This window comes from Thiocystis minor (assembly GCF_016653465.1).
Lineage (GTDB): Bacteria > Pseudomonadota > Gammaproteobacteria > Chromatiales > Chromatiaceae > Chromatium > Chromatium minus.
Map to the genome: position 1 here is coordinate 35,568 of NZ_NHSQ01000113.1, position 25,795 is coordinate 61,362.

At 63.3% G+C, this 25,795-nt stretch carries 16 protein-coding genes and 1 pseudogene; 10 read left to right on the forward strand and 7 right to left on the reverse strand.

Features of this window, described 5'->3' with window-relative positions; all coding sequences use genetic code 11:
- Window positions 1-18: 18 nt before the first annotated feature.
- On the reverse strand, window positions 19-2,322 hold the full coding sequence (locus tag CCR95_RS16050) for a cyanophycin metabolism-associated ABC transporter (RefSeq protein WP_201096157.1): 2,304 nt from the start codon (window positions 2,320-2,322) through the stop codon (window positions 19-21).
- A gap of 395 nt (window positions 2,323-2,717) precedes the next feature.
- Here CCR95_RS16050 and CCR95_RS16055 point away from each other — a divergent pair, with 395 nt between their 5' ends.
- Both CCR95_RS16055 and CCR95_RS16060 read left to right on the forward strand, forming a co-directional pair.
- A complete protein-coding gene (locus CCR95_RS16055; protein WP_338115412.1) occupies window positions 2,718-4,952 on the forward strand; it encodes a Mur ligase family protein in 2,235 nt (744 codons plus the stop codon).
- 148 nt (window positions 4,953-5,100) lie between these two features.
- Complete coding sequence (locus tag CCR95_RS16060) at window positions 5,101-7,281, forward strand: cyanophycin synthetase (RefSeq protein ID WP_201096159.1); 2,181 nt, start codon at window positions 5,101-5,103, stop codon at window positions 7,279-7,281.
- A 37-nt stretch (window positions 7,282-7,318) separates the two neighbouring features.
- On the opposite strand, the gene CCR95_RS26130 is transcribed toward CCR95_RS16060, so the two are convergent.
- Entirely contained in the window at window positions 7,319-9,178 is a 1,860-nt protein-coding gene (locus CCR95_RS26130) for a fused MFS/spermidine synthase (protein ID WP_201096160.1), read from the reverse strand.
- A gap of 14 nt (window positions 9,179-9,192) precedes the next feature.
- Window positions 9,193-9,393 (reverse strand): hypothetical protein, encoded by a 201-nt coding sequence (locus CCR95_RS16070; RefSeq protein ID WP_201096161.1) that lies wholly within the window; start codon window positions 9,391-9,393, stop codon window positions 9,193-9,195.
- Window positions 9,394-9,798: 405 nt separating this feature from the next.
- Here CCR95_RS16070 and CCR95_RS16075 point away from each other — a divergent pair, with 405 nt between their 5' ends.
- Both CCR95_RS16075 and CCR95_RS16080 read left to right on the forward strand, forming a co-directional pair.
- Window positions 9,799-10,980: an efflux RND transporter periplasmic adaptor subunit gene (locus CCR95_RS16075; RefSeq protein WP_201096162.1), complete on the forward strand. Its 1,182-nt coding sequence runs from the start codon at window positions 9,799-9,801 to the stop codon at window positions 10,978-10,980.
- Window positions 10,977-14,156 (forward strand): efflux RND transporter permease subunit, encoded by a 3,180-nt coding sequence (locus tag CCR95_RS16080; RefSeq protein ID WP_201096163.1) that lies wholly within the window; start codon window positions 10,977-10,979, stop codon window positions 14,154-14,156. Before CCR95_RS16075 ends, CCR95_RS16080 begins: the two co-directional genes overlap by 4 nt.
- 160 nt (window positions 14,157-14,316) lie before the next feature.
- Here CCR95_RS16080 and CCR95_RS16085 read toward each other — a convergent pair whose 3' ends face one another.
- On the reverse strand, window positions 14,317-14,985 hold the full coding sequence (locus tag CCR95_RS16085) for a DUF3782 domain-containing protein (RefSeq protein WP_201096164.1): 669 nt from the start codon (window positions 14,983-14,985) through the stop codon (window positions 14,317-14,319).
- Window positions 14,986-15,260: 275 nt separating this feature from the next.
- Here CCR95_RS16085 and CCR95_RS16090 point away from each other — a divergent pair, with 275 nt between their 5' ends.
- On the forward strand, window positions 15,261-16,079 hold the full coding sequence (locus CCR95_RS16090) for an undecaprenyl-diphosphate phosphatase (protein WP_201096165.1): 819 nt from the start codon (window positions 15,261-15,263) through the stop codon (window positions 16,077-16,079).
- A gap of 77 nt (window positions 16,080-16,156) precedes the next feature.
- Window positions 16,157-16,591, forward strand: coding sequence for a YcgN family cysteine cluster protein (locus CCR95_RS16095; RefSeq protein ID WP_201096166.1), 435 nt, complete (start codon window positions 16,157-16,159; stop codon window positions 16,589-16,591).
- Here the strand turns inward: CCR95_RS16095 and trhP are convergent.
- The 3 genes and pseudogenes from trhP to CCR95_RS16110 all read right to left on the reverse strand — a co-directional run bounded on the left by trhP (window position 16,572) and on the right by CCR95_RS16110 (window position 19,633).
- Window positions 16,572-17,888 carry a prephenate-dependent tRNA uridine(34) hydroxylase TrhP gene (gene trhP, locus CCR95_RS16100; RefSeq protein WP_242523282.1) on the reverse strand — a complete coding sequence of 439 codons (1,317 nt, stop codon included), beginning with the start codon at window positions 17,886-17,888 and terminating at the stop codon, window positions 16,572-16,574. The two genes, CCR95_RS16095 and trhP, sit on opposite strands and share 20 nt — an antisense overlap.
- Window positions 17,885-19,063: a ChaN family lipoprotein gene (locus CCR95_RS16105; protein WP_201096167.1), complete on the reverse strand. Its 1,179-nt coding sequence runs from the start codon at window positions 19,061-19,063 to the stop codon at window positions 17,885-17,887. The genes trhP and CCR95_RS16105 overlap by 4 nt, the downstream gene beginning before the upstream one ends.
- A 54-nt stretch (window positions 19,064-19,117) precedes the next feature.
- Window positions 19,118-19,633 (reverse strand): annotated as a pseudogene (locus tag CCR95_RS16110) (DUF29 domain-containing protein).
- 206 nt (window positions 19,634-19,839) lie between these two features.
- On the opposite strand from CCR95_RS16110, the gene CCR95_RS16115 reads away from it, so the two are divergent.
- The 4 genes from CCR95_RS16115 to CCR95_RS16130 all read left to right on the forward strand — a co-directional run bounded on the left by CCR95_RS16115 (window position 19,840) and on the right by CCR95_RS16130 (window position 25,638).
- Complete coding sequence (locus CCR95_RS16115; RefSeq protein WP_201096168.1) at window positions 19,840-21,930, forward strand: M1 family metallopeptidase; 2,091 nt, start codon at window positions 19,840-19,842, stop codon at window positions 21,928-21,930.
- Between the two features lie 209 nt (window positions 21,931-22,139).
- Window positions 22,140-22,427 (forward strand): type II toxin-antitoxin system TacA family antitoxin, encoded by a 288-nt coding sequence (locus CCR95_RS16120; RefSeq protein ID WP_201096169.1) that lies wholly within the window; start codon window positions 22,140-22,142, stop codon window positions 22,425-22,427.
- On the forward strand, window positions 22,427-22,918 hold the full coding sequence (locus CCR95_RS16125; protein ID WP_201096170.1) for a GNAT family N-acetyltransferase: 492 nt from the start codon (window positions 22,427-22,429) through the stop codon (window positions 22,916-22,918). The genes CCR95_RS16120 and CCR95_RS16125 overlap by 1 nt, the downstream gene beginning before the upstream one ends.
- Window positions 22,919-23,010: 92 nt before the next feature.
- Window positions 23,011-25,638 (forward strand): DUF262 domain-containing protein, encoded by a 2,628-nt coding sequence (locus CCR95_RS16130; RefSeq protein WP_201096171.1) that lies wholly within the window; start codon window positions 23,011-23,013, stop codon window positions 25,636-25,638.
- Window positions 25,639-25,795: the final 157 nt, after the last annotated feature.

The window sequence follows — 25,795 nt, forward strand, 5'->3', positions numbered from 1 at the left end:
AGGCGCATCGGACGCGGTTCAAATGACGACATGCTGCTTCGCCTGCTCCATTTGGGCGTGGTAGAGCCGGTAGTAAAGGCCCCGCTGCTCCAGTAGTGCCTTGTGCGTCCCGACCTCGCCGATCCGGCCGCGTTCGAGCACCACCAACCGGTCAGCCTGGCGCAGGGTGCTGAGACGATGGGCGATAGCGATGGTCGTGCGGCCCTGGGTCAGGTTGTCGATGGCGCCCTGGATCTCCCGTTCGGTCTCGGTATCGACCGAGGAGGTGGCCTCGTCGAGGATCAGAATCCGAGGGTCGGTCAGCAGCGCGCGGGCGATGGAGATGCGCTGCCGCTCCCCGCCCGAGAGCGATTGGCCACGCTCGCCCACGAGCGAGTCATAGCCGTCCGGCAGACGCAGGATGAATTCATGGGCGCGGGCGGCACGGGCGGCGGCCATCACCTCGGCCCGGCTGGCGCCCGGACGGCCGTAGGCGATGTTGTCGGCGATGGTGCCGAAAAACAGGAAAGGTTCCTGCAGGACGATGCCGATGTTGCGCCGGTAGGCTTCCACCGGGAAGGAACGCACGTCGACGCCATCCACCAGCAATTGGCCCTCGGCGACGTCGAAGAAGCGGCAGATCAGGTTGACGAGCGTGGTCTTGCCCGCCCCCGTGTGTCCGACCAGACCCACCATCTCGCCCGGCTGGATCGCGAGGTTGATGTCGTGCAGAACGCGCCGTGGTCCATAGTTGAAGGACACGCCGCGCAACTCGATGGCCCCCTTGACCCGTCCCAGCGCGACCGGCTTGCTCGGCTCCGGGACGCTGGGGATGCGATCCAGGATTTCGAAGACGCGGTGCGTCGAGGCGGCGGCGCGCTGCACCGCTCCGACCAAGCGGCTGAGGGTCTCCAAGCGGGCGTAGAAGCGACCGATGTAGGCAATGAAGGCGGTCAGCACGCCCACCGTCACATGATCCTGACCGACCTGCCAGACCCCGAAGGCCCAAACCACCAGCAGCCCCAGTTCGGTGAGAAAGGTCACGGTCGCGCCGAAGAAAGACCAAAGCGTGTTGACCCGGGTGTTGATCGCAACCACGTTCTCGTTAGCTTGATCGAAGCGCTCGATCTCGCGCCGCTCCTGGGTGAATGCCTTGACCACCCGGATGCCGGGAATGGTGTCCGCCAGCACACTGGTCATCTCCGCCCAGGCACGACTGCCGCGCTCGAAGCCGTGGCGCAGACGCGCGCGCACCACCTGGACCAGCCAGGCGATCAGGGGAAATGGAGCCAGGGTGACCAGCGCCAGCACCGGATCGATCGAGAAAAGCACCACCGAGACCATCAGGATGGTCAGCAGGTCATTCATCAGGTCAAGCAGGCTGACCGAAAGGAAATGGCAGAGCCGTTCGGTGTCGCTGCCGATGCGCGCCATCAGATCCCCGGTGCGCTTGCCGCCGAAGAACTCCAGCGACAGTGTCTGTAAGTGTGCGTAGGTCGCGCCGCGCAGGTCGGCGGCGATGCGCTCGCTCACCACGGCCAGCACGTAGGTGCGGCCCCAGCCGAGCAGCCAGGCGAGCAGCGCCGCGCCCCCGAGACCGGCCAGATAGAAGAGGGCGAGCCGGTAATCCAGGGGGGCGCCGGTGCTTTGATGAGGAATCAGCACCTCGTCCAGCAAGGGGATCGTGAGATAGGGCGGCACCAGACTGACCGCCGTGCAGGCGAGCATGAGACCGAAGCCCAGGGCAATGAGTCCGGCCCGCGGGCGCGCGAAGCGGGTGAGCCGCCAGAGCGAACGACCGGGCGGCGGCAGCGGCGGGGCGACGCAAAAGGCGCAATCGCTCTGGCCAGAGGGGACCACGGCACCGCAGGTGGGGCAGATGGTCCCCTGGCCTTCGCCTCCCGTGACTGCCCTTCCGCGGAGTCGGTCAAGGGCGGCGGTGCAATGCGCGGCAAAGCGTTTGGCCGACGCCTGGCAGGCGGCGGTATGGCGCCAGTACGCGAGCCGGCGGTCCGTCCCCAGCAGCTCCAGGAATCCCGCGTCACCACGCTGACCGGCTCGCACCTGGTCCAGTTCGGCCAGCGGCCAGGACATCCAGGACTCGGCGGCCCCGGTCGGATTCGGGCCCAACAGCCGGCGCGGCGTCAGACACAGGAAACCGGCGTGATACTGGAGCCGCTGATTCAGGTCCGGCGCGAACCAGGCGAGTGGGAATTCTCCCGCGTCGAGTTGAGATTGAAGGGCGGCGGTCCAGGGCGGTAAGGGGCCGTTCGGAGCGTCCCAGGGAGGTGACGGAAGATCGGTTGGAGATGCTGGTTGGGCCAAGGGACTGTCGGGATCCATGAAACGAGCGAGCGCCGGCACGGCGCACGGGAGACGCCAATGGTCGCACTTGGCTCGCCGCTTTTCCAGAACGGCCGGTCGATGGCAACCGCGGAGACGCTGGGCGGATTCGCGGATCTCGACTTTCGCGCGCCCCCGTCATAGCATCTCGCCGCGACCTCCCCACCCGACCTCCGCTCGCGCGTCGCTCGTGGCCCATGGAGGGTCGAGTACGGATCGCGCGACGGGCGCGCGATCCCTGCTGATCCAGGTTCCTCGGTCCGCGCGCCCGCCGACGCAAGGTCGGCCAGCGCGCCCGAGGAGGAACGCCCGTTCAATTGCGTGTCGGGTCAGATCGAGTGCATATCCGCAGAGTTCGTGAATTGCGCGGCCTTAACCTCTGGGCCGATTTTCCCGTGGCCGAAGTCTGGCTGGATCTCTCCGATCATCCGCCCGGCGACATCCTGTGGTCGTCCGCCTATCTGCGTCCGCGCCTGGGCCGAATGCTACCGGGTCTGAAGCGACCGCGTCGACCGCCCATCAAACACGACCAGAAGCGCCATGAACGCTGGCTGACGCAGGTGCTTCTGGAGATCATCCTTGAGCTGGCCGCCCGCATCGGCAAGCGCCCCGATTTTACGCGGGTACGCCGCACCTCCGAACCGGGCGTCTATCGCCTGGTGTTCCAGTCGATCGAGGGGCTGCCGGCGGCGGACTGCGCCGAAACCGCGCTCGAAATCGTCAAGGCCGCCTTGGCCGGTATCCAGTGCGACACCGAGCGCCTGCTGGAGGCACTGCGCGCGAAGGCACGGGACATCGCGCTCTCGCCCACCTGCGCCGCGCTCCTGACGGCGGCCCAGGCACGCGGCATCCCGGTGCGGCGACTGCCCGGCGAGGTGCTGCAATTCGGTCACGGCGCCCGGCAGCGACGCTGGTTCCGCACGGCCCTGGCCGAGACCGAGCCAGCGACCCTGGAGGCGGCCCGGAATCGGGAATTGCTCGACACCTTGCTGGCGGCCACTGGCCTGACCTGTACCGAGGCACCGGTCACGGATGCCCACTATCGGATATTGGTGGCCGGACAGCGCGTGCTGGCCGCGCTCTGGTGGCAACCGGATTCCAGCGGCAACGCACTTGGTTCCACGGCCACGGACGTGAGCGGCCTGCTCCACGAGGAGGTGCGCGCCCGCTGCCTGGACGCGGTGCGCGCCCTGGGGCTGGAAACGGCGGAGGTGCGTCTGGCGATGGCGGATATCACGCGGTCCCTGGAGTCGCAGGGCGGTCGGGTGAGCGAGGTTATCCCCTACCCGCCGCTCGATCTCTATCTCGACGCAGTCACCTCGTGCTCTATTGCCGACGCCTGTCTCGACACCCTGTTCCGACCCGGCGAGACCGGCCGCGTCCCGATCGTGGCCGTGTCCGGGACCAACGGCAAAACCACCGTGACCCGCCTGATCGCCCACGGACTCGGCATCTCCGGACGCTTCGTCGGCATGACCTGCACCGACGGGATCTATCTGGGCGAGCGGCGCATCGACACCGATGACTGCGCCGGACCCCAAAGCGCCCGGCTGGTGCTGCTCAACCCCCAGGTGGAGGCGGCGGTGCTGGAGACCGCCCGGGGCGGCATCCTGCGCGAGGGGTTGGGCTTCGACGCCTGCGACGTGGCGGTGGTCACCAACATCGGCGAGGGGGATCATCTGGGACTGGGCTGGATCGACACCGTCGCGGAGCTGGCCGAAGTCAAACAGACCCTGGTGCGCGGAGTCGGTCCAGAGGGGACCGCCGTGCTGAATGCCGACGACCCCCTGGTCGCCCGGATGGCCAGGCATTGCCGGGGCGACGTGCTGTTCTTCGCCCGAGAGGCCAGTCATCCACTGATTTTGCGCCACCGGCGGAATGGTCGGCGCGTGGCCTTCACGCGGGGGTTGGACCTGATCCTGGCCGAGGGCAGGAACGAATGGACCCTGCTCCCATTAAGCCGTATCCCTCTGACCCACGACGGGCGGATTGGCTTTCAGGTCGAAAATGTCCTGGCGGGTGCGGCCGCCCTCTGGTCCCTGGGCGTCCCTTTGGAGACCCTGACCGTCGCCCTGGAGACCTTCGGGGCCGATCTGGACAAGAGTCCGGGGCGCTTCAATGTGCTGACCATCGCTGGCGCGACCGTGGTCTTCGACTATGGCCACAACCCCTCCGCGCTCATCGCTTTGATTGAGGCCCTCGGGGTCTTCCCGCATCGGCGTCGGCTGGCCGTCTATTCCGCCGCCGGGGATCGACGCGACGTGGACCTGATTCGTCAGGGCGAGATCCTGGGCCACGCCTTCGACCAGGTCATCCTTTATGAAGATCACTACACCCGTGGACGTCAGCCGGGCGAGATTATGTCGATCTTCAATCAGGGATTGGCCCTGGGCCAGCGGGTACGCGAGATCCAGACCATCCACGGCTGGCAGAATGCGGTGGAATCGGCGCTGTGGCAGGCACAGCCGGGGGATCTGCTGCTGATCCAGGCCGACGTGATCGACGAGACCGTCGACTTTGTCCGCGCCCACCTCGCGGGGGATGCGGCGCTCCGGGAACTGCCTTTGCTCCGGTCGACTTTGGCCAATGCTTCGGCGCGGGAGCCGTCCGCGTTCATCGGGCAAGCATGAGGCGGATCCGCGCCGACCGCTCGCGATGCGCTCCAAGGTTGCGCGGCCAGCCAAGAGGCGGTTTCGTCGGGAAATGGACAGGATGAACAGGATTTTACCGGAACACGCCCAACCAACCGCGCCGACTGCCGGTGCATCAGGAACTCCCATGCTGACCATCCAACATCAATGGGTTCTGCGGGGCCCCAACCTCTGGGCGCATTTCCCGGTCATCGAACTGCGACTGGACCTGGGCGCAATCAAAGACACCTCGTCCGAGGAGATTCCGGGATTCAATGACCGGCTCAAATCCTGGTTGCCGTCGCTGATCGAGCACCGTTGTAGCGTCGGCGAACGGGGAGGCTTCTTTCAGCGGCTGGACCGGGGCACCTACATGGCGCATATCCTGGAGCATGTCTCGCTGGAACTGCAAACCCTGGCCGGTACCCCGGTGGGCTATGGTCGCGCCCGCGAAACCGACGATGAGGGCGTCTACAGGGTCGCCATCGAATACGCGGAAGAAGCACTGGGCCTGGCCGCGATCGCAGTGGCCCGCGAGTTGATCCTCGCCGCCATCCACGACGCCCCATTCGAGGTGACGGCTGAGCTGGAGCGTCTGCGCGACCTCTGCCATGAGGTTCGACTCGGTCCCAGCACCGCCGCCATCGCCAAGGCCGCCCGCGCTCGCGGCATTCCCGTCCGCCGCCTGGGCTCCGAGAATCTGCTGCAACTGGGCTGGGGGTGCCGTCAGCGCCGCGCCTGGACCGCCGAGACCGACCGCACCAGCGCCATCGCCGAATCCATCGCCCAGGACAAGGAATTGACCCGGATGCTGCTGCGCGCGGTCGGGGTGCCGGTCCCCGAGGGCCAGCCAGTCGCGACTGCGGAGGACGCCTGGCGGTTTGCCCAGGCGCTCGGCGCACCGGTCGTCGTGAAGCCGCGCTATGGCAACCACGGCCGTGGCGTCACCGCCAACCTGACTGGCCGCGAGCCGATCGAGGCGGCCTTTGCCGCTGCCCAGGAGGAAGGCTCGTCCATCCTTTGCGAGCGCTATATCCCAGGGGCGGATCATCGACTCCTGGTCGTGGGCGGGCGTCTGGTCGCCGCCGCTCTGCGCGAGCCGGCTCAGATCGTGGGCGACGGGCGTTCCTCGATTCAGGAGTTGGTCGATGCAACCAATCGCGATCCACGCCGGAGCGCCGGGCATGCCACGATGCTGAGTTTGATCGAGCTGGACGCGATCGCGCACGCGATGCTCGCCGAGCAGGGTCTGACCCCGGAGTCGGTCCCCGCCGCCGGGCAGCGGGTGCTGCTGCGTCGCAACGCCAATCTCAGCACCGGCGGAACCGCCGCGGACGTGACCGACCGGGTCCACCCGGCGGTTGCCGCCCAGGCGCTGGAAGCGGCGCGGATGGTGGGCCTGGATCTGGCGGGGATCGACATCCTGGCCGCCGACATCGCGCGTCCCCTGGAGGAACAGGGTGGCGCCGTCGTCGAAGTCAATGCCGGTCCGGGACTGCGCATGCACCTGGAACCGTCCGCCGGGCAACCGCGCCCGGTGGGCGAGGCCGTCGTGGACCTGTTGTTTCCCGAGGATACCGACAGCCGCATTCCGCTGATCGCGGTCACTGGGGCCAGCGGCGCCGACTCGACCGCCCGGCTCATCGCGCATCTGATCCAAGTTCAGGGCGACTTGGTGGGCCTGGCCACCCAGGATGGCATCCAGATCGGCGAGCGCCGCATCGATCCGCGCGACGGCTCCGGCCCCGAGGCGGCACGCACCCTGCTGATGCACCCGCGACTGGACGCGGCGGTCCTGGCGTTGGCGGCTGGCTCCATCCGGCGCGAGGGGCTGGGTTTCGACCGCTGCCGCGTCGGTGTCGTCACTCAGATCGGCGAGACGCTCCCCGTGGGACAACCCGGAATCGAAACGCTGGATGATCTGGTGCGCGTCAAACGCTGCGTCGTGGAGGCCGTCGCCCCGGACGGCTACTACGTCCTCAATGCGGACGATCCCCGCGTGGTCGGGATGGCGGAATCCTGTCGGGGCGCGCCGATCTGGTTTGCCAGCGGCCCGGAGATCCCGTCGGCGACTCCGGAGATTGGTCGAGATGACCGAGCCGTGTTGGAGCGGGACGGCTTGATCGTCCTCGCGACGGGCGAGGCGATGGAGCCCCTGTTGCCGCTAGGACAGGTTGCCTGGATCGAGCAAGGGCGGGAGCAACCCCGGATCCAGCCAATCCTGGCCGCGGTTGCCGCGGCCTGGGGCCTGGGGTTGTCTCCGGACGAGATGCGCGCGGGGCTGATGACGATCCCACCGTCATTTGGCCAAGCGACAGGGCCGGGGTGACAAAACCGCCAGTCGGCGGTTGTCGAGACTCAAGACTCTATTTCAAAATCTGGAACAGATTGTTGAAATCGTCCGTCCAGGCGTTCAGTCCGGGAATCGGAGTCACCGGGGTGGATGCCTGGAGGATGCCGGCCCGATCCAGCACCCCGGGATCGCGGGCGACCAGCATCCAGTCCGTGCGACGCTGGCTGGGGCCGTTCGGATCGTCGCGGATCAAGGCCGTCGCGAGACCCTTGACGCGGGCGATCTCCTGGACCACCGGCGGCATCCACAGGAAGCGGTTCGTGAGATGGAAGGCAATGATGCCATCCGCCTTGAGGTGGCGCAGATAGAGATCCATCGCCTCCGACGTGATCAGGTGGACCGGGACCGAGTCGCCGGAGAAGGCGTCGACCGCTAGCACGTCGAACCCCTGGGGCGATTCCTGCTCAAGCGAGAGTCGGGCATCGCCGAGCGCGGTCTCGATGCGCGCCTGGCTCTCGTCCATGAAGCTAAACTCGGCGCGCGCGAGTTCAAGCACCTGGGGGTTGATCTCATAGAAACGGTAGACATCCCCCGGTCGCCCGTACACCGCGAGGGTGCCGGTCCCGAGCCCGATCAATCCCACCTTTGCGCCCGAGGTGGCGGCGATGGCCCGTCCAATGCCCGAGGTGGGGCCATAATAGGTCGTCGGTAGCCGTCGGCGGTCGGGGGCGAGGAACTGCTCGCCATGTTTGATGGAGCCGTGATAGAGCTGGCGAACGTCATCGCGCGGATCCTGACGATGCGCGTCGACACTCTGCAGGGTGCCGTAGAAGTTGCGCGCGATGCGGCGGGTGCCGACAAGATCGTCCGTGACTTGCACGTAGAGAAAATAGCCGCACAGAGCCGCCAGCACGCCGGCCGCGCCCCGCGCCATCAGGCCCGTCGGCGTCCTGGCCTTGCCCGTGGCCGCGCCGTCGCCGGCTTGGGTTGGACGCAGCACGAACATGAGCAGCAGCGCGGCGAGGACGAGTCCGATGCCCAGCTCATAGTAGCCGGGGAGGACGCGCGGGGCGATCAGGGCAACGGCGATCCCTCCAAGCGCTCCGCCCAGCGCAAGCATGAGATAGAAGCGAGTGAGAGACCGGGGGGCTGTGCGAAGCCGCGCCAACTCGCCATGCAGGACCATGCAGAAGAAAAACAGACCTATGGCATAGAGCGGGATGGCGACCTTGATGTTGACCCCGATCGCGCTGTCCTGAAGCCCATCGGCGCACAGCAGGAGCAGAAGCGCCGCCACGGGCAGAAAAAAGGCGCGCCGGTACCAGCGGTCGCTCTCGAAACAGAGCACGAAGGTCAACAGATAGAGCGACAGCGGCAGTAGCCACAGGAAGGGAATCGCCGCCACGTTTTGGGTGATGTGGTTGGTAATGGCCAGGAGCAGCCAGGAACCCATGGCCGAGAGACCGAGCCACAGCAGATAATCCCGGGGACGGGGATCCCAATCGCTCTCTGGCGCATGGCTGTGGGCATGGGTCGCCGGGGGCAGGCTGTGGGTGTGGCGCAGGAAGTACCAGGCCGAGCCTGTGCAGGACAACGCGAACAGAACATAGACGCCGGACCAGGCGTAGGCTTGGGTAGCCAGTCGCGCGTGCGGCTCGATGAGGAAGGGATAGCTCATCAGGGCGAGCAGTGACGCGAGGTTCGACAGCGAGAAATAGCGATAGACATGGGTTCCGATCTGGCTGCGCGCGATCCATGATTGCAGAAGCGGTCCGGTGGTCGAGAGCAGAAAATAGGGCGGCCCGATGGTGGCGACCAGGAGTCCCAGGATCCACAGCGTCGGATCCGCCTCGCCGGTTGGCTTCCAGTGAGGGCTGGCCAAAATCGGCAGCAGGGTCAGACTGAGCGCAAGCAGGAGGACATGCACCTGCACCTGGCGGCGCGCGCTCAGGTGACGACCCAGTCCGCGTAGGCGTAGCCACCCAGGAGCGTGACCTGGAAGAACACCATGCAGACCGACCAAACCGCCGCCGATCCCCCGAACCAAGGCAGGATTTGCTTGGCGATCAGCGGCTGGACCAGAAACAGCAGAAAGGAGCTGGAGAAGATGGTCCCCGCGAAGAGGAGCTTTGAGCCTAGGCTATGCATGGGGGATGACTGGTTCCTCGTGAATTTGAGCATGGAGCATCGGGTGTCAACAGGGGCGTTTCTCCGCTGTCGTTCGCTTTCGGCTCGGCCGTCTCCATGCTACGCGATTATCGAATCTCAAACCGCTTCAGATGAGGAACGACGCATTGGCCAATGAGCACATTCCGGGCTGGGATCTGACTGGCGAGATCCAGCGATTGCAGTCCCTGATTCCCTGACACCATGTCCGCATCGTTTCTCGGATCGCTGCAGTGGGCGGGGGTTGAACACCGACGTTGTGCCCTGAGGTGGGCGATCATGGATTGGATGATTTTCGAGATTCTCGCCCTCAATTAGGCTGCACCCAGTAAAAAGCCGAGGTTCCACCCGCGGCCATCCCTTTCATTCATCCAACGACTCACCACAATGCCGCGCCGTATTCTCCCGTTCATCATCCTGCTCGCCGGTCTTGGCGGCTTTTTTGCCCTCAAGGAAACCCGTCCCACTCCCAATCCCGTGGTGCCAACGGAGCGTATCTGGCGGGTCGCGGTCACTGCGGCCACGCCAGCGGATCACCGTCCAGTGCTCTCGCTGTTCGGTCGCGTGGAGGCGCCGGATCGGGTGCGCGCCGCCGCCCCGGTGGCTGGGCGACTGCTGGAAGTGCGCGTGCGCGACGGCGAACGGGTCAAGGCCGGCGCGGTGCTGGCGCGGCTCGATCCGCGCGATCTGGAACCGCGCCGCCGGAAGGCCCAGGCCGAGGTCGAACAGGAGCGGCTGCGTCTGACCCACGACACCGAGGCGTTGGAACAGGAACGCGAGCTGCTGCGTCTGGCCGATGCCGCCGTCACGCGCGCCGATACGGTCCAATCCAAGAAACTGGGCTCCATCTCCAGCGTCGACGAGGCGCGCGAACAGCTCGCGCGGGCACGGCTCGCGGTGACATTGCGCGAGCAGTCGATCGCCGAACACCCGTCCCGGCTCGCGTCGCTGAAGGCGACGCTGGCCGAGGCCGAGCGCGATGCCGCGCGCGGCGAGATCCTGGCGCCCTTCGCCGCGCGCATCGGCGTGGTCGAGGCGGCGGCGGGCGATCAGCTCCAGGCCAATCAGACCATTCTCACGATCGTCCCGCTCGATGGACTCTATCTGCGCGCCAAGATCCCGGGCGTCTATGGCGAGGAACTGCGCCAGGCGCTGAACGCCGGCGAACGCCTGACCGCCCACGGCCAGCATGCCGGTAAAGACCTGACGGCGGTGCTGGAACGGCTCGCCGGCGAGGCCGACGCACGCGGGGTCGACGCCCTGCTGCGGCTCGACGCCGGCGCCGACCTCCCGCTCGGCGCCTTCGTCAATCTGCGTCTGGAACGCCCGCCGGCGCCCGATACCGTCGCCCTGCCCTTCTCGGCGCTGCATGGCGGCGACCGCATCTTCGCGGTGGACGACGGCCGGCTGCGCGGGATCGCGGTCGAGCGGATCGGCGAAGTCGGCGGCGACACGACCGAGGCGGGACAGGTGCTGGTCCGCGCGCCCGAGCTGACGCCGGGGACGCCGGTGATGGTCACGCATCTCCCCAATGCGCTCGACAGCCTCAAGGTGGAGACCATCCAGTGAGCGATGGATTGATCGCGGTCTTCGCCCGTCACCGGCTGCTCGCCAACCTGCTGATGATCATGATCTTCATCCTGGGCGGGATCAGTCTGACCCGGATGAACATCCAGTTCTTTCCGACCTTCGCACTGGACATCATCTCGGTACGGGTGGTCTGGAGCGGGGCAGCGGCCGAGGACGTGGAAAACGGCATCCTGATCCCATTGGAAGAACGGCTGAAAACCATCGACGGTCTGAAAAAAATCACCTCGACCGCCGCCCAGGGCATCGCCAGTCTGTCGCTGGAGTTGCAGGAGGACACCGATCCGCTGCTCGCGCTGGACCAGACGCGCCAGCGCGTGTCCGAGTTCCGCAACCTGCCCCAGGACGCCGAAACCCCGCAGATCAGCCGCGTCTCGCGCTACGATTCGGTCGCCCGTTTGTTGGTCTCTGGACCCAGTCTCGCCGACCTGCGCCCTTGGGTGCGTCAGTTCGAGCGCGAACTCCTGGCGCGCGGGATCGACCGAATCGACATCAGCGGGCTGCCCGAGGAACGCATCGCCATCGAGGTGTCGGGGCGGACCCTGGAGAGCCTGAAACTTTCGCTGGACGGCATCGGCGAACAGGTCGCCCGGCTTGCCCGCGACATCCCCTCCGGCCTCGCCGGCGACGCCGACGGCGCGCGCGAACTGCGCAGTCTGGAGCAGCGCCGCGATCCGGTGGACTTCGAGGATCTGGCGATCGTCAGCGACGAGCGCGGTCTGGTGCGCCTGGGGGATGTCGCGACCATCGTGCGCGAGGCGCGTCCCGCCAGTCTGCAACTGACCGAGATCGCCCTGGACGCGACGCCGGGACCGAATCGCGAAAACGCCCCCGCCACGGTGGAGATCTTGGTCCAGCGCGCCGAGAACGGCAATTCGCTGACCGCCGCGCGGATCTTCGAGGAATGGCTTGCGGACACCCGGCCCACGCTCCCGCCCGCGCTCGAACTCACCATCTTCGACGCCCAATGGGAACCGATCCGGGACCGCATCGACCTGCTGATCCGCAACGGTCTCCAGGGCTTCACCCTGGTGCTGCTACTGCTCTTTCTCTTTCTGCCCGGACGGGTGGCCTTCTGGGTCGCGATGGGCATCCCGACCGCCTATCTCGCCGCGCTAACCCTGCTCTGGGCCTTTGGCGGCACCATCAACATGATCAGCCTCTTCGGACTGCTGCTGACGCTCGGCATCATCGACGACGACGCCATCGTGATCGGCGAGCATGCCGAGGCGCGGTTTCGCGCCGGTCTGGCGCCCGCCGAGGCCGCGATCGCCGGCGCGCGACGCATGTTCTGGCCGGTGGTCGCCTCGGCCCTGACCACGGTGGCCGCCTTCCTGCCGCTGATGGTGGTCGGCGGCATCATGGGCAACATCCTGGGCGACATCCCCTTCGTCGCCATGATGGTCCTGCTCGCCTCGCTGCTGGAGGTCTTCCTGATCATGCCGGCCCACCTGCGCGCCGCCTTCGCCCATCACGCCGAGGCGACGATTCCGCGCTGGCGCCAGCGGGTGAACGCCGGCTTCGATCATTTTCGCGATGGACTCTACCGACCGTTGGTGACCGCGGCGGTGCGCTGGCGTGGCGTCACCGTCAGCGCGGTGGCGGTGCTGATGCTGCTGGCGGTCGGACTGCTCGCCGGCGGGCGCATCCAGTTCGTCTTCTTCCCGACCCCCGAATCGCAGATCGTCTTCGCCAACGCCACCTTTGTCGCCGGCACCCCGCGTGAGCAGAGCGCGGCCTTTCTCGGCGAAATGGAACGGGCGCTGCGCGAGACCGAACAGACGCTCGGCGGCAACCTGGTCGAGGCGGCGGTCGCCCGTCTGGGCAGCACGGTCGCGGTGGAGGCCGGCTCCGGCGCCCAAGGCGATCAACTGGCCGCGATCCTGCTGCAACTGGTGCCTTCCGAGCGTCGCGAGGTTCGCAACGAGACCTTTCTCGCCGCCTGGCGCGAGGCGATCCGGATGCCGGCCGGGCTGGAGAATCTGGTCATCTCCGCGCGCCGCGCCGGCCCGCCGGGACGCGATCTCACGGTGCGCCTGACCGGCGACGACGCCATCCGTCTCAAGGCCGCAGCGCTGGAACTGGCGCAGAGCCTGGAAAGCGTCCCCGGCGTCTCGGACATGCTTGACGACATGCCCTTCGGGCGCGAGCAGTTGATCTACCGGCTGACCCCGGCCGGACAGGCGCTCGGCCTGACCACCGAGCTGCTGGGCCGGCAACTGCGCGCCGCTTTCGACGGCCATCTGGCGCAACTGGTCCAGGTCGGACAGGACGAGCTGGAGGTGCGGGTGCTGCTCCCGCGCGGCGAACGCACCCGGCTCGATGCGCTGGAACAACTGCTGATTCGCGCCCCGGACGGCGCCTTCGTCCCGCTCGCCACGGTCGCCCGCTGGGAATCCCGGCGCGGGTTCGAGACGCTGCGTCACGCCGCCGGACGCCTGGCGGTCGAGGTCTCGGCCGATGTCAACCGCGCCCTGAGCACCCCGGACAATGTGCGCGAGGCGCTGGAGCGCGAACTGCTGCCCAAGCTCGCCGATGACTACGGGATCGAGTACAGCTTCGAGGGCCGCGCCGCCGATCAGCGCGAGACCCTGGGCGACATGCGCCTCGGGCTGATGTTGGGGCTGGGCCTGATCTATCTGATCCTGGCGGCGGTCTTTGCGAGCTGGGGCTGGCCGCTGGTGGTCATGACCGCGATCCCGCTGGGTCTGGTCGGGGCGATTACCGGACACTGGTTGCTGGGGCTGGATCTGACCCTGCTGTCGCTGTTCGGACTGTTCGGACTGTCCGGGATCGTGGTCAACAACGCCATCATCCTGGTCAGCATGTATCACGAGCTGCGCGAGACCGGGATGGCGGTCGACGAGGCGCTGGTCGAGGCCGCCACCTCGCGGCTGCGGGCGATGCTGCTGACCTCCGCGACCACCGTGGTCGGTCTGGGACCGCTGATCTTCGAGACCAGTCTCCAGGCGCAATTTCTGATTCCGATGGCGGTTTCGCTGGCCTTTGGCGTCGGCTTCTCCACCATCCTGGTGCTCATCTTCACGCCGGCGCTGCTGTCATTGCACGAGAGTTTGCATCAGCGGATGGGGCGGGTGTGGGACTGGATGCTCGATCGACCCGCGGCGGCAACGCTTTCCGCGCGAAGCGATCCGTAACCGGACGACGGTGGCCGGGCGCCTTGCCTTGCTTCAATGAATCCGTTGAAGATGCCGTGTCGCGGCCCTGGATCCGTGCTCGGCTGGCGGCGGATTGCGCCGCACTCAACTCGGAATGAAATCTGTCGCTTGTAAGAGCGTCAGGTACGCGATGCGTACCCTACCAAACGGCGGGGGCGAATCCCGCCGGATTGCGGACTTCGACCTGTTCGCCGTTCTGGCACAGGACGTAGAAGCCCTGGGCCATCGCGTAGTCGGCCACCGACGGCGAGACCACCATGCCGGCCACCGCGCCCATCACCCGGTGGTCCTTGTACAACGGCAGAACCCGCTTGAGCTTCGCAAGCCGCGCCACATGCGCATCCACATGCTCCACCGTCAGCTTGCTTTTGCACTCCACACCCACCAGGGCGCCATCGTTGACCACCAGCAGATCGATTTCCAAGGCTTCGCCATCGCGCTTGGCCGAGACGCCGGGGTACACCGCATGCACCTCGATGCCCTGAGCACGGAATAGCCGCACCACCGCCGGCGCCACCAAGTGCTCGACGAACTCGCCGAGCCGATTGACCAACTCGCCCAGATTCTTTGACAGTTGCTTGACCAGACGGTCGGTTTCCTGAAAACGGCGGTCGGTTTCCTGAAAACGGCGGTCGGTTTCCCGCGACCTTTCCTGCATTAATCGCTCGGTTTCCCGCGACGATTCCTGAATTAATCGCTCGGTTTCCCGCGACGATTCCTTCATTAAGCGTTCGGTTTCCTGAAATTTGCGGTCGCTTTCCTGAAACAACCGCCAGACATCCTCAAGGGTCGGATTGGCAAGTGACATGGCCTGGATTCCTCTCGACATTCAATTGGTTTGAAGCTCGGCAGTTCTCATTTTAGCGTCATCCGCCGCCGTAGGAGCCCGCTTGCGGGCGACATGATCCGCCACAAGCCGTTCGGTTTGCTCACCCGTCGTCCGCAAGCGGGCTCCTACGTCAACATGAGCATTGCAACCGGGCGCCGCCCCCGCTTCACGGGATCCGTCGAAGATGCTAGTGTCGCGGCCCTGAACCCGCTCAGCCTGCCGCAACATGCGCCGCGCTCAACCTGGAATGAAGCATGATGGATTGGCCACTCTTATTCAAAGCACTCATCCTCGGTCTCGTCGAAGGTCTGACCGAATTTCTTCCGATCTCCTCGACCGGACATCTGATCATCGTCGGCAGCCTGCTCGATTACACCGACGAGCAAAGCAAGGTGTTCAAGATCGTCATCCAGCTTGCCGCCATCCTGGCGGTGTGCTGGTTCTACCGCAAACGCATCGTGCAGGTAACGCTCGGGATGTGGAACCGCGAACCGGAACGGCGATTCGCGATCAATATCTTGATCGCCTTCCTGCCGGCCCTGGTGCTTGGTGTCCTCTTCCATCACGCCATCAAGACCTATCTCTTCAACCCGCTCACGGTGGCGGGCGCGCTGATCGTCGGAGGGCTAGTGATTCTGTACGTGGAGCGCCGCCCGCGCAAAGCGCGCTTCGAGTCGGTCGACGACATCACCTGGCGCGAGGCGCTCAAGGTCGGCTTCGCCCAGACGCTCGCGATGTTTCCGGGCGTCTCGCGCGCGGGCGCCACCATCATGGGTGGCCTCGTCTTCGGACTGTCGCGGCGCGCGGCGACCGAGCTGTCCTTCTTCCTCGCCATCCCGACCATGCTGGCCGCGACCGTCTACGATGTCTACAAGGCCCGCGACCTGCTGGTGATGGACGATCTGTCGGTGTTCGCCGTTGGCTTCGTCGCCGCCTTTATCGCCGCCGCGCTCACCGTCAAGACCCTGCTGCGCTATGTCTCCAACCACAGTTTCGAGGTCTTCGCCTGGTATCGCATCGGCTTCGGTCTGCTGGTGCTGGTGACGGCGTATACAGGGTTGGTTGAGTGGTGAAGATAACGGATCATGGCTGCACTTCCTTGCGCATTGGCGATCCCAGGCGCGGTTGACGATTGAGGGAACCACGCGACATGTCTGAACGATTCTGGGAAACCACGGCACTGACGGCGATGACGGCCGAGCAGTGGGATTCGCTTTGCGATGGCTGTGCCAAATGCTGTCTGGAAAAGTTCGAGGACGAGGACACCGGGCAGATCGTCTACTCACGGGTCGCCTGCGCCCTGCTCGATCTGGAGACCTGCCGCTGTCGCGACTACTCGAACCGCGCCCGACAGATGCCGGATTGCATCACCCTGGTTCCGGAGGTGCTGAAAAAGCCCGCCTGGCTGCCCGAGACCTGCGCCTACCGATTGCTCGCCGAGGGTAAGCCGCTGCCGGACTGGCATCCGCTCATCACCGGCGATCCGGAAACGGTCGTCGAGGCTGGCCAGAGTATCCAGGGGCGCGCGATTAGTCCCGAATCGGGCGAGAATCCGCTGATGAATCTTATCGACTGGATTCGTTAAGGACGCGGCTCAACAGACCCATGACGGCTGCGTCGCCGGCTTCCGGCAGTGGCAGACGCACCCGCCAGCCGGCCCCCGGCGCGACCGACAGCGCTTCGCCTTCCAGAGTCTCCATCCGCTCCAGACGAAAATGCGCGTTGCCCTGGGGGGTCATCAATTCCAGGTCGTCACCGACCGCAAAGCGGTTTTTCACCTCGATCTCGGCCCAACCCGCCGCGCCGCCAGTCACCTCGCCCACAAAGATGCGGCGTTGGTTGCGCGAGGCCCCATCGGCATAATTCTGCAACTCGCCCGGCGCGTGCCGACGATAGAAGCCCTCGGTATAGCCCCGGTTGGAGAGACCTTCCAGATCGGCAAGCAGTTCGGGTCGATACGCCCGCCCCGCCACGGCATCGTCGATCGCGGCCCGATAGACCTGGGCGGTCCGCGCAGCATAGTAGTGCGATTTGGTGCGGCCCTCGATCTTCAGACAGTCGATCCCCATGGCCACCAGCCGACCGACATGCGCGACCGCCTGGAGATCGCGCGAGTTGAGGATATAAGTGCCGTGTTCGTCCTCGAACACCGGCAGATATTCGCCCGGTCGCTTGGCCTCTTCGAGCAGATAGACCTCATCGGCGGCGGGATGCCTGTCCTGCCCGACTGATTCGGCGGCGCCCAGCCGATACTCCCAGCGGCAGGAATTGGTGCAGCTTCCCTGATTGGCGTCGCGATGATTGAAGTAGCCCGAGAGCAGACAGCGCCCCGAGTAGGCAATACAGAGCGCGCCGTGGACGAAGACCTCCAGTTCGATGTCGGGACAGGCGTCGCGGATCCCGGCGATCTCGTCCAGCGAAAGTTCGCGCGAGAGAATGACCCGCGACACCCCCTGCCCGGCCCAGAAACGCACGGCGGCGGCGTTGACCGTGTTAGCCTGGACCGAGAGATGGATCGGCTGCTCGGGCCACTGTTCGCGAACCATCAGGATCAGCCCCGGATCGGCCATGATGAGCGCGTCCGGTCCGAGCGCGACGATCGGCGCCAGATCCTCGATGAAGGTCCGCAGCTTGGCCCCGTGGGGCATCAGATTGGCCGCGAGATAAAAACGCTTGCCCAGTGCATGCGCCTCGGCAATGCCAAGCGCGAGGTTCGCCGCGTCAAAGTCGTTGTTGCGCACCCGCAGGCTGTAGCGCGGCAGACCGGCGTAGACGGCATCCGCGCCATAGGCGAAGGCGTAGCGCAGGTGGTGGAGCGAGCCAGCCGGCGACAGGAGTTCCGGCGCGCGCCGAGCGCCGGAATGCGATCCAGCGGTTCTCAATGCAGTTCGACCAGGAATGTCAGCCGCTCGTCGTCACCGATCAAGCGTTTGCGTTCGACCACGACCGGAAGCGTCAGACCCGGTCGGCTGTCGAGCAGCGCGATGCGGATATCCGCATAGTTCGCGATGGACGCCTCGCCCACCCCCACGATCCGGTCGCCCTCCGCGAGCCCCGCGATCTTCGCCCCGCTCTCGTCGCCGAAGCCTTTGACCAGCACTCCGTTCCCGCTGGTTTCGTTGTCGAGCATCACGCCCAAGAGACCGGGGGGCGGCAACTCGGCGGGTTGCGGATAGAGAAAGAAATCGGCCGCCGCGGGATCGGGGCGGCGATTGGCGCCATTGAGCAGGATGGCCGAGGGCACCGGCTGACGACGCAGAAGCCGGTTCGGGATGCCCTGCCCGTATTCAATGTGCCCAGCCCCCGCCAGCACCACCAGCGTGCGACCGGGATCGTCGGCGAGCACCCTGGCGGCACGTTCCGCCATCCCTTCGTCCCAGAGCAGTTGGACCTCCAGAAAATGTTCGAGATTGTGTTGCTGCTCGGCGGGATGGAGTTTGAAGACAGACTCCACCCGCTGCCGATAAGCGGGATCGTCGCGGTCGATCTCGGTTGGGATCCGCGCGCGTTCCGCCTCGGTCAGTCCAGCGATGCCGACATCGCCGACCTTGGCCGTCAACTCCGACGCCAGATTCAGCGCGATCACCGGGATGCGTTGCTCGCGGGCGAATTGCAGGATCGGACGGTAGAGGCGATAGTCATAGCGCCAGCGGTCGAAATATTGGGTTCGGCGTAGAAACTCCGCTTCCGGGATGGTCCCGGCGATGTAGGCATCGATGTCGGCCTGAAAGGGCTGTTGAAAAAACTCCAGGCCGATGGCGAGCGGTCGACCGCGCGTATGCAGACCCTGGATGATGGCCAGTTGATTGAGATGGTCTTCGTAGCGATCATGACTTTCGCCGACGAAAATCACGCGACGATCAGTGAGCCGATCCAGCAGCGCGTCCATGCTGGTGAGCGACGCGAGATCCAGTACCCGGCTCTCGATGTGCGGTGGTATCCCGGTCGGCACCGGAGGCTGAGCGACCGGCCCGGTCGTGGCGGATTGGGCCAGCGCGAGGGTGCCGAACAGAAGCAGCAGTGTGCCGGTCAGGATGGTTGGAGACGGCTGTGACATCGAGTTCCCCCGGTGATGTGAAATCGCGTTTTGCGCAAGGGCGATCCAGAGCGGTCAGTCATGGCGCCCCATGCTCTCTCGTGAACCAGGATAATAATCGTCATCGAGGATTTGCGCCGCCGGATAAGGGCATTCCATCGGAAAGGTCTCCGGCGGAAGACCTGTCTCCTTGCAGGCCAGATCGAGCGCGTCGGCATAGGCCGTGGCGATGGACTCGGGCAGAATGGATTTCAGGCCGGGAGATTGACGCAGCAGCACGGCAAGCTGCTTGCGTTGTTCGATGATGGTCGCGCGCCAGCGTCGGCCATCGAAATCGCGCCAACGCTCGGACAGGATGGGGTATTGATCGTCCCATTTCAGTCAATGAGCGAGCAGGATCATCAACCGGCTTTCCAGTTCGCGTCGATCGCTCTTGCCCATGTCGCTGAGTTCTTCCAATAAATGCTCCACATCCAATTCCGCGTAGCGCCCGGCACGCAGCATCTCGGCGTTGCGTCGCGCCCAAGCGCAATAATCGGTTCGATAGAGCGTGCTGAGATCAGTCATAAAAAAACCTGTCCTGAAGGTCATCTCCCCTGCAATCGTTGTCGTTGTCGTTGTCGTTGTCGTTGTCGTTGTCGTTGTCGTTGTCGTTGTCGTTGTCGTTGTCGTTGTCGTTGTCGTTGTCGTAATCGATTCTCCGACTACGATTACGACAACGACAAACTTGACTCATCAGCAAGTATTTGGCGCACTCAATCAATCGTGTCAAAAATTCTCCCTGGAACCTGATACCAATGCCAAAGCAGATCAACCTCACCGCCGCGTTCGCCTTCGCCGTCCTTTTTTCGATCCTCACGCCAAGCGTCGCGCTGGCCGCGACACCCTCTATCCAGCATACCCTGGAGGTACAGATCGACCCTGCGTCCGGCACGCTGACCGTTCAGGATCAGATGGGGCTACCCGACGGCGAAAGCGAGTGGCTGTTGCTGCTGCACGCCGGCCTTGATCCAAAGGTGATCGCGGGCGATGCCGAACTGACTCCGGCGGGCGATTTCGAGCACTTGACCCGCTATCGTCTGCGCCAGCGATCGCCCGGTCCCGTCACCCTGAGCTATGGCGGGCGCATCCATCATGGCCTGGAACACATCGACGAGGGCATGGGCCGCGCGCGTCAGTGGTCGCTCGGAACCATCGAACCCAACGGCGTCTTTCTCGACGGCAACAGCGGCTGGTATCCGCGCATCCCCGACCGGCTGCACACCTTCCAACTCCAGGTCCGACTGCCCGAGGGCTGGACGGCGGTCTCTCAAGGCGCCGGTCCGGGCGCGCCTGAGACGGGACTGTCCACCTGGTCCGAGACCCAGCCCCAGGACGACATCTATCTGATCGCCGCGCCCTTTCGACTTTATCGCGAACCAGCCGAGGGTTTCGAGGCCCAGGTCTATCTGCGTCGCCCCGACGACGCACTGGCCCGAACCTATCTGGACGCGACCGCCAAGTATGTCGCGCTTTATTCGGACCTGATCGGCCCCTACCCCTTCGCCAAATTCGCCCTGGTCGAAAACTTCTGGGAGACCGGTTACGGCATGCCCTCCTTCACCCTGCTGGGGCCGAGCGTGATCCGCCTGCCCTTTATCGTCGATACCTCCTATCCGCACGAGATCCTGCACAACTGGTGGGGCAATGGGGTCTATATCGAGTATGAATCCGGCAACTGGAGCGAAGGGCTGACCAACTATCTGGCGGATCACTGGATGAAGGAGCGGGTCGGACAAGGCGCCGAGTACCGTCGCGATACACTCAAAAGCTTTGCGGACTATGTACGCGATGGCAAGGATTATCCGCTGACCGAATTTCGCGGACGCCATGGATCGGCCTCCCAGTCGATCGGTTACGGCAAGGGTGCGATGTTTTTTCACATGCTCAGGAAGCAACTCGGCGACGAGACGTTTAACCAGGGTCTGCGTCGTTTTTATACCGAGAACCGCTGGCGCGCCGCCAGTTACGCCGATCTGCAACAGGCTTTCGAGGCGGTCAGCGCGCGCGATCTGCGACCCTTTTTCACGGCCTGGACGACCCGGCCCGGCGCGCCGCGACTCGCGCTGACGGATGTTCGGCTTACGCGGAACGGCGAAGCGTACCGGATCGCCGGTCGAATCGAGCAAATCCAGTCGGCGCCCCCCTTCCCGCTTCAGGTTCCGGTCGTCATCCACCGGCACGCGAGCGATCCGATGACGCTGATCGTCGAGTGCGACGAACGATCAACCCCCTTTGACATCACGCTGGCCTCGGCGCCAGAACGGCTCGCTGTCGATCCAGCCTTCGATATCTTCCGCGACCTGCTCCCCGGCGAAACGCCGGTCACGCTCGGCAATCTCTTCGGCGCGGACCGGGGTCTGATCCTGCTGCCTTCCGCCGCGCCGGCGCCACTCCAGGACGCCTATCGACAACTTGCCGAAAACTGGCGACAGGGTCATCCGGGGTGGCGTCTCCAATTGGATCACGAGGTCTCCGAACTCCCGGATGACCTGCCCGTCTGGCTGCTGGGATGGGAAAACCGCCATCTCGGAAGCTTTGCGACAGAGGCACCCGATTTCGCGCTCGACGCCGCCGAGAACCATCTTCGGATCGGCGACAACCTCCTGGATGGCACGGTCAGCCCGGTCCTGACCCGCTGGCGCGGCAATCAACCGCTGGCCTGGCTGGCGAGCAACGATGCCGCCGCCCTACCCGCGCTCGCCCGCAAGCTGCCGCATTATGGCAAATACAGTTATCTGAGCTTTACCGGCCCCGAAGCGACGAACCAGCTCAAGGGGCAGTGGCCCTCGGGCGATTCGGCGCTTGTTCATTGGTTTGGCGTCAGGCCGAGCGGTGAGGGAATCTGAATCTGCATTTGAATTTGAATCTGTCGAAACACGATCCCGCGCCGCCCGCGCTTCGCCCGTCAGACCCAGGCGGCATCGCAAGGGCCGGTATCGAGCCAGCCGCACCTTGCGTAACAGGTCTTCGATCTCGCGCCAGAATGCGTTCGACAGCATCGCTGTTTAGGCACCATACTGACGTACATCACAAGTGTGCAAATGAAGGGTCGATCATGCCTCAAGCCAACCTCTCGAAAACCGAGCGGATCAATCTGCGGCTCGATACCACAGCGAAAGGACGACTCGAACGCGCGGCCGCGCTGGAAGGACAAACCCTCAGTCGCTATGTGCTCACGACCGCACTAGCGCGTGCCGAACAGGTCATTGCCGCCAACGAGACTCTGGTTCTGAGTCGCCACGATGCCGAGGTGTTCTTTGAGGCCATCGTGAATCCTCCCGCGCTGACTCCAGCGCTCGCCGCCGCACTGGAAGAGCATACCCGCCGCGTCCAATCGCAGTAATGTCCGCGCTCGTCATCGAGCCGCTCGGCCTCCATCATGACCGCACGGCGTTTGCGTGTGGCCATGAAGCGCTCGATCTCTACCTGAGGCAGCAGGCTGGCCAGGATAGTCGCCGACGTCTTGCCCGCGTCTTCGTCTGTATCGAGCCCGACAGACCAGCCATTCTGGGCTTTTACACCCTGAGCGCAGTGTCCATCGATCTCAGCGTTCTGCCGCCTCACCTGGTTCGACGGTTACCCCGGCAACCCGTACCGGCGGTTCTGATCGGTCGCCTGGCAGTCGCGCTTGGGATGCAAGGCCAGGGTCTCGGTCGCCTGCTGCTGGCCGACGCGGTCAAACGTACGCTCAGCGTCAGCGCCACGATTGGCATCCATGCCATGGTGGTCGATGCCAAGGATCATCGATCGAAACAGTTTTACGAGAGATACGGATTTCTGGCGTTACCCGACAGCGTCGAACGGCTGTTTCTGCCGCTCGGCTCGTTGGTGTAATAAGAATACTTCCGATACTATCTTCTCCCTCGCGTGGTTCTCTCAGCGAGAAGAAAAATCCCTGCATCGCTTAATTTTGCAATAGGCTCTCAATGAATAAAAATTCTAGCTTTGGACTTCGAGAACTTGCCGATCTCGTCAATCACAATGAAATACTATTGCCGACCGTACAGCGGGGTTTTGTCTGGAAGCCTAGCCAAATCGAGAATCTTTGGGATTCGCTGCTGCGCGGTTATCCGATCGGGGCCATCGTACTCTCACCGCAAAAGAACGACACCTATAGTCTGCTGGACGGCCAGCAGAGATTGACTGCAATCTGTCTAGGACTGGGCAGAGAAACTTTTCGAGATGGGACCACACAGATCAGGATTTTCATCGATCTTGCACTTCCAACGGACGACGACGATGACCCGCGGAAATACGTCTTTCGCGTAATTACCCGTTCGCATCCGTGGGGTTATCAGCGCAAGGACAATACAAAGACACTTGATCAGGCATCGATCCGAAAAGCACTTGAGCTTTACATAGAAGTGGATGACCCGATGGCATCGGATCTCTCCTTGTTTTTCCCTTATGACGCCAAGTTACCGATCCCCTTCAGCTACTTCGTTGATGCGACGACAACGGAACAGGTTTGGAAGAAGGCCGCTTCCATGCCAGGCTGGCAAGAAATCCTGAATCGTTGGTGGCATTCTCACACTCCTAGGCCAGGCGAGAGCAAAGAGGCTCTCGCGATGGAATTGATCAAGCAGGTATTTAACCTTACACGAAAGGTACTTAACGATTCTAAGGAAAAGCCCGTTCCAGCCCTGTATCTGGATTTCGACACCTTTAACCCTGCATCAGGACCACAAATCGAACAGGATGAAAAAGATGAGGAAGCCCTCGACGAGATCGAGAACCTCTTTGTTCGTCTAAATGCGGGTGGCACACCTCTAGGAGGTGAGGAGCTCAATTACTCCATCCTCAAGTCGCATATCGAGTCGTCGCTTCAGGAACACATCGAGAAGTCCTGCTACCCATTCTATGATCCGGCACGATTTATCACGATCGCGTATAGGCTTTTCCAATCTGACCCAAATAAGGGTGGGTTGGGAGAGTCCATGTCAATGCGAGTCAAGCCAAAGCAGTTCCAGAGAGCTATGACCGATAAGCATAGACGCGGCGAATTTGTAGAATTCTTACAGGCTTTGTTAGATTCTAATGCCGTGGAGGAAAAGAGCTTACTCGGCTACACCAAGCAGGTTCTAACCTTCAACTCAAAAGCCTTGTCGTTCGGTCTCCCCTACCCGGTAGCGGCACGGCTGTCGGACCGGGCGCCGGAAATCGTTTTCCTACTGCTGTACCGCATCTGGTTCATGAAAGACCGGTTCGATTTCGAGAAAGATAAAGATAAAGATCTGCATCGTAAGATGCTTGGAGTGATTTCGCTTCTTACATGGCTCGGAAAAGAAAGCGGAAAGAAAGGATACAGGCGGCTACTGAGTAATGTTTGGCCAGCCGTGAAGGTGCTGCCGACAAATTTATTCTGGTCATCGGCGACCATTCGACGTGGGCAGATCGAGGATGTTCTCCCTCAGATACCAGGAATCGACACTTTGAAAGGGCATGTACCCGCAAACGCTAGGCAGAGTACATGGACTAAATACTTTCGCGAACGCGCCGAGGACCCCTTCATGTCCAATGTTTTCTCAAATCAGGAACTTATCCTTTTCGCGCAACGAAAATTTATTTCAGAATGCGTTAATGAAGAGGTATTTCACCTGAGCGACACCAACGATCCGTTTGACTGGGACCATATTTTCGCACAGAAATTTATCAAAGGGAAAAGGGGTATACCGCAACATGTTAAGGATTGTTACAACATGATCGGGAACTTCCGAGCATGGCCTTATTCACTTAATCGCATTGATCAAGATGATGCACCGAACAAAAAGCTTGACCCGCTTAACGAGCGTTATTTTGATGACTCAAAAGCTATTAATCAAGCCAGCCTTCCCTGGAAGAAATTCCTCAACGCAAAGTTCCCGCATATTAAGGTTAGCAAATTAACCAACGCCTTGTGCGAGTGGTCGTTTTGCGATGACAAATGGCGCGACTGCGAAGTCGGCGACCTCAGGCAATCGAGGTATTGGATACCGATATGCCAGTTGATCGTCGACAGAAATCTCGCGCTTTGCGCGAACTGGTATAAGGAGTTCAAGCTTGAAGAGCTTATTCCAGATCCTGTCGAATTTCTGTTCGAGCACGCCTTGAACATAAGACAATGGAAGACAGATCCTGATGAATGGAATGATTATTTTGATTTTGAGGCTTATTCTTATCGGCTAAAGAAAATTGGCTCATTAGCCTCTCTGGGAATAGATGCGTATCTCTACATCGGCATCCCCCGTGGAGAGGAGGATGGAGATTTAGGGATACTGGCGGAAGAGGCTGTCGAGTTTGGCGTCTTCCAACCGGGCAACGAGGAGTTCATCGGCAAGCTAAGCATTCCCGATAATCTTGAGTCACGATACGAGGTTTACTCAGGGGACTACGTACAGGGTAAGTTCACGTTGGTATCCGATGACGAGGCATCGTATCGACGCCTGTTTGGCGAACTCTGGCGTTGGCTGGATGAATTTCCACTCACTAAGAATAAAAAGCATAATGGAGCGATCCAAGGGCTCGCCGATGAATTTCAGATGGCCCTAAAAAATAGGTACCGAGCTGATGCGTAAAGCAAACGTAAGTTCTAAACGTTCATTTTTCATGACCATTGACTTGCATATAAAGCGATCCTTAGCCACCAATTTCCTGCCTCCACATCGATTGTGGCGGTGGATCAGCATTGGGCACTATAACCATTGGTTCCGCCGATGATCTTCAGCTATGATG

What these genes read in the sequence shown, in the direction of transcription:
- CCR95_RS16050 (WP_201096157.1), bottom strand. Translation starts at nt 2,322, where the DNA reads ATGGATCCCGACAGTCCCTTGGCCCAACCAGCATCTCCAACCGATCTT.
- CCR95_RS16060 (WP_201096159.1), top strand. Translation starts at nt 5,101, where the DNA reads ATGCTGACCATCCAACATCAATGGGTTCTGCGGGGCCCCAACCTCTGG.
- CCR95_RS16070 (WP_201096161.1), bottom strand. Translation starts at nt 9,393, where the DNA reads ATGCATAGCCTAGGCTCAAAGCTCCTCTTCGCGGGGACCATCTTCTCC.
- CCR95_RS16075 (WP_201096162.1), top strand. Translation starts at nt 9,799, where the DNA reads ATGCCGCGCCGTATTCTCCCGTTCATCATCCTGCTCGCCGGTCTTGGC.
- CCR95_RS16085 (WP_201096164.1), bottom strand. Translation starts at nt 14,985, where the DNA reads ATGTCACTTGCCAATCCGACCCTTGAGGATGTCTGGCGGTTGTTTCAG.
- CCR95_RS16090 (WP_201096165.1), top strand. Translation starts at nt 15,261, where the DNA reads ATGATGGATTGGCCACTCTTATTCAAAGCACTCATCCTCGGTCTCGTC.
- CCR95_RS16095 (WP_201096166.1), top strand. Translation starts at nt 16,157, where the DNA reads ATGTCTGAACGATTCTGGGAAACCACGGCACTGACGGCGATGACGGCC.
- CCR95_RS16105 (WP_201096167.1), bottom strand. Translation starts at nt 19,063, where the DNA reads ATGTCACAGCCGTCTCCAACCATCCTGACCGGCACACTGCTGCTTCTG.
- CCR95_RS16115 (WP_201096168.1), top strand. Translation starts at nt 19,840, where the DNA reads ATGCCAAAGCAGATCAACCTCACCGCCGCGTTCGCCTTCGCCGTCCTT.
- CCR95_RS16120 (WP_201096169.1), top strand. Translation starts at nt 22,140, where the DNA reads ATGCCTCAAGCCAACCTCTCGAAAACCGAGCGGATCAATCTGCGGCTC.
- CCR95_RS16125 (WP_201096170.1), top strand. Translation starts at nt 22,427, where the DNA reads ATGTCCGCGCTCGTCATCGAGCCGCTCGGCCTCCATCATGACCGCACG.
- CCR95_RS16130 (WP_201096171.1), top strand. Translation starts at nt 23,011, where the DNA reads ATGAATAAAAATTCTAGCTTTGGACTTCGAGAACTTGCCGATCTCGTC.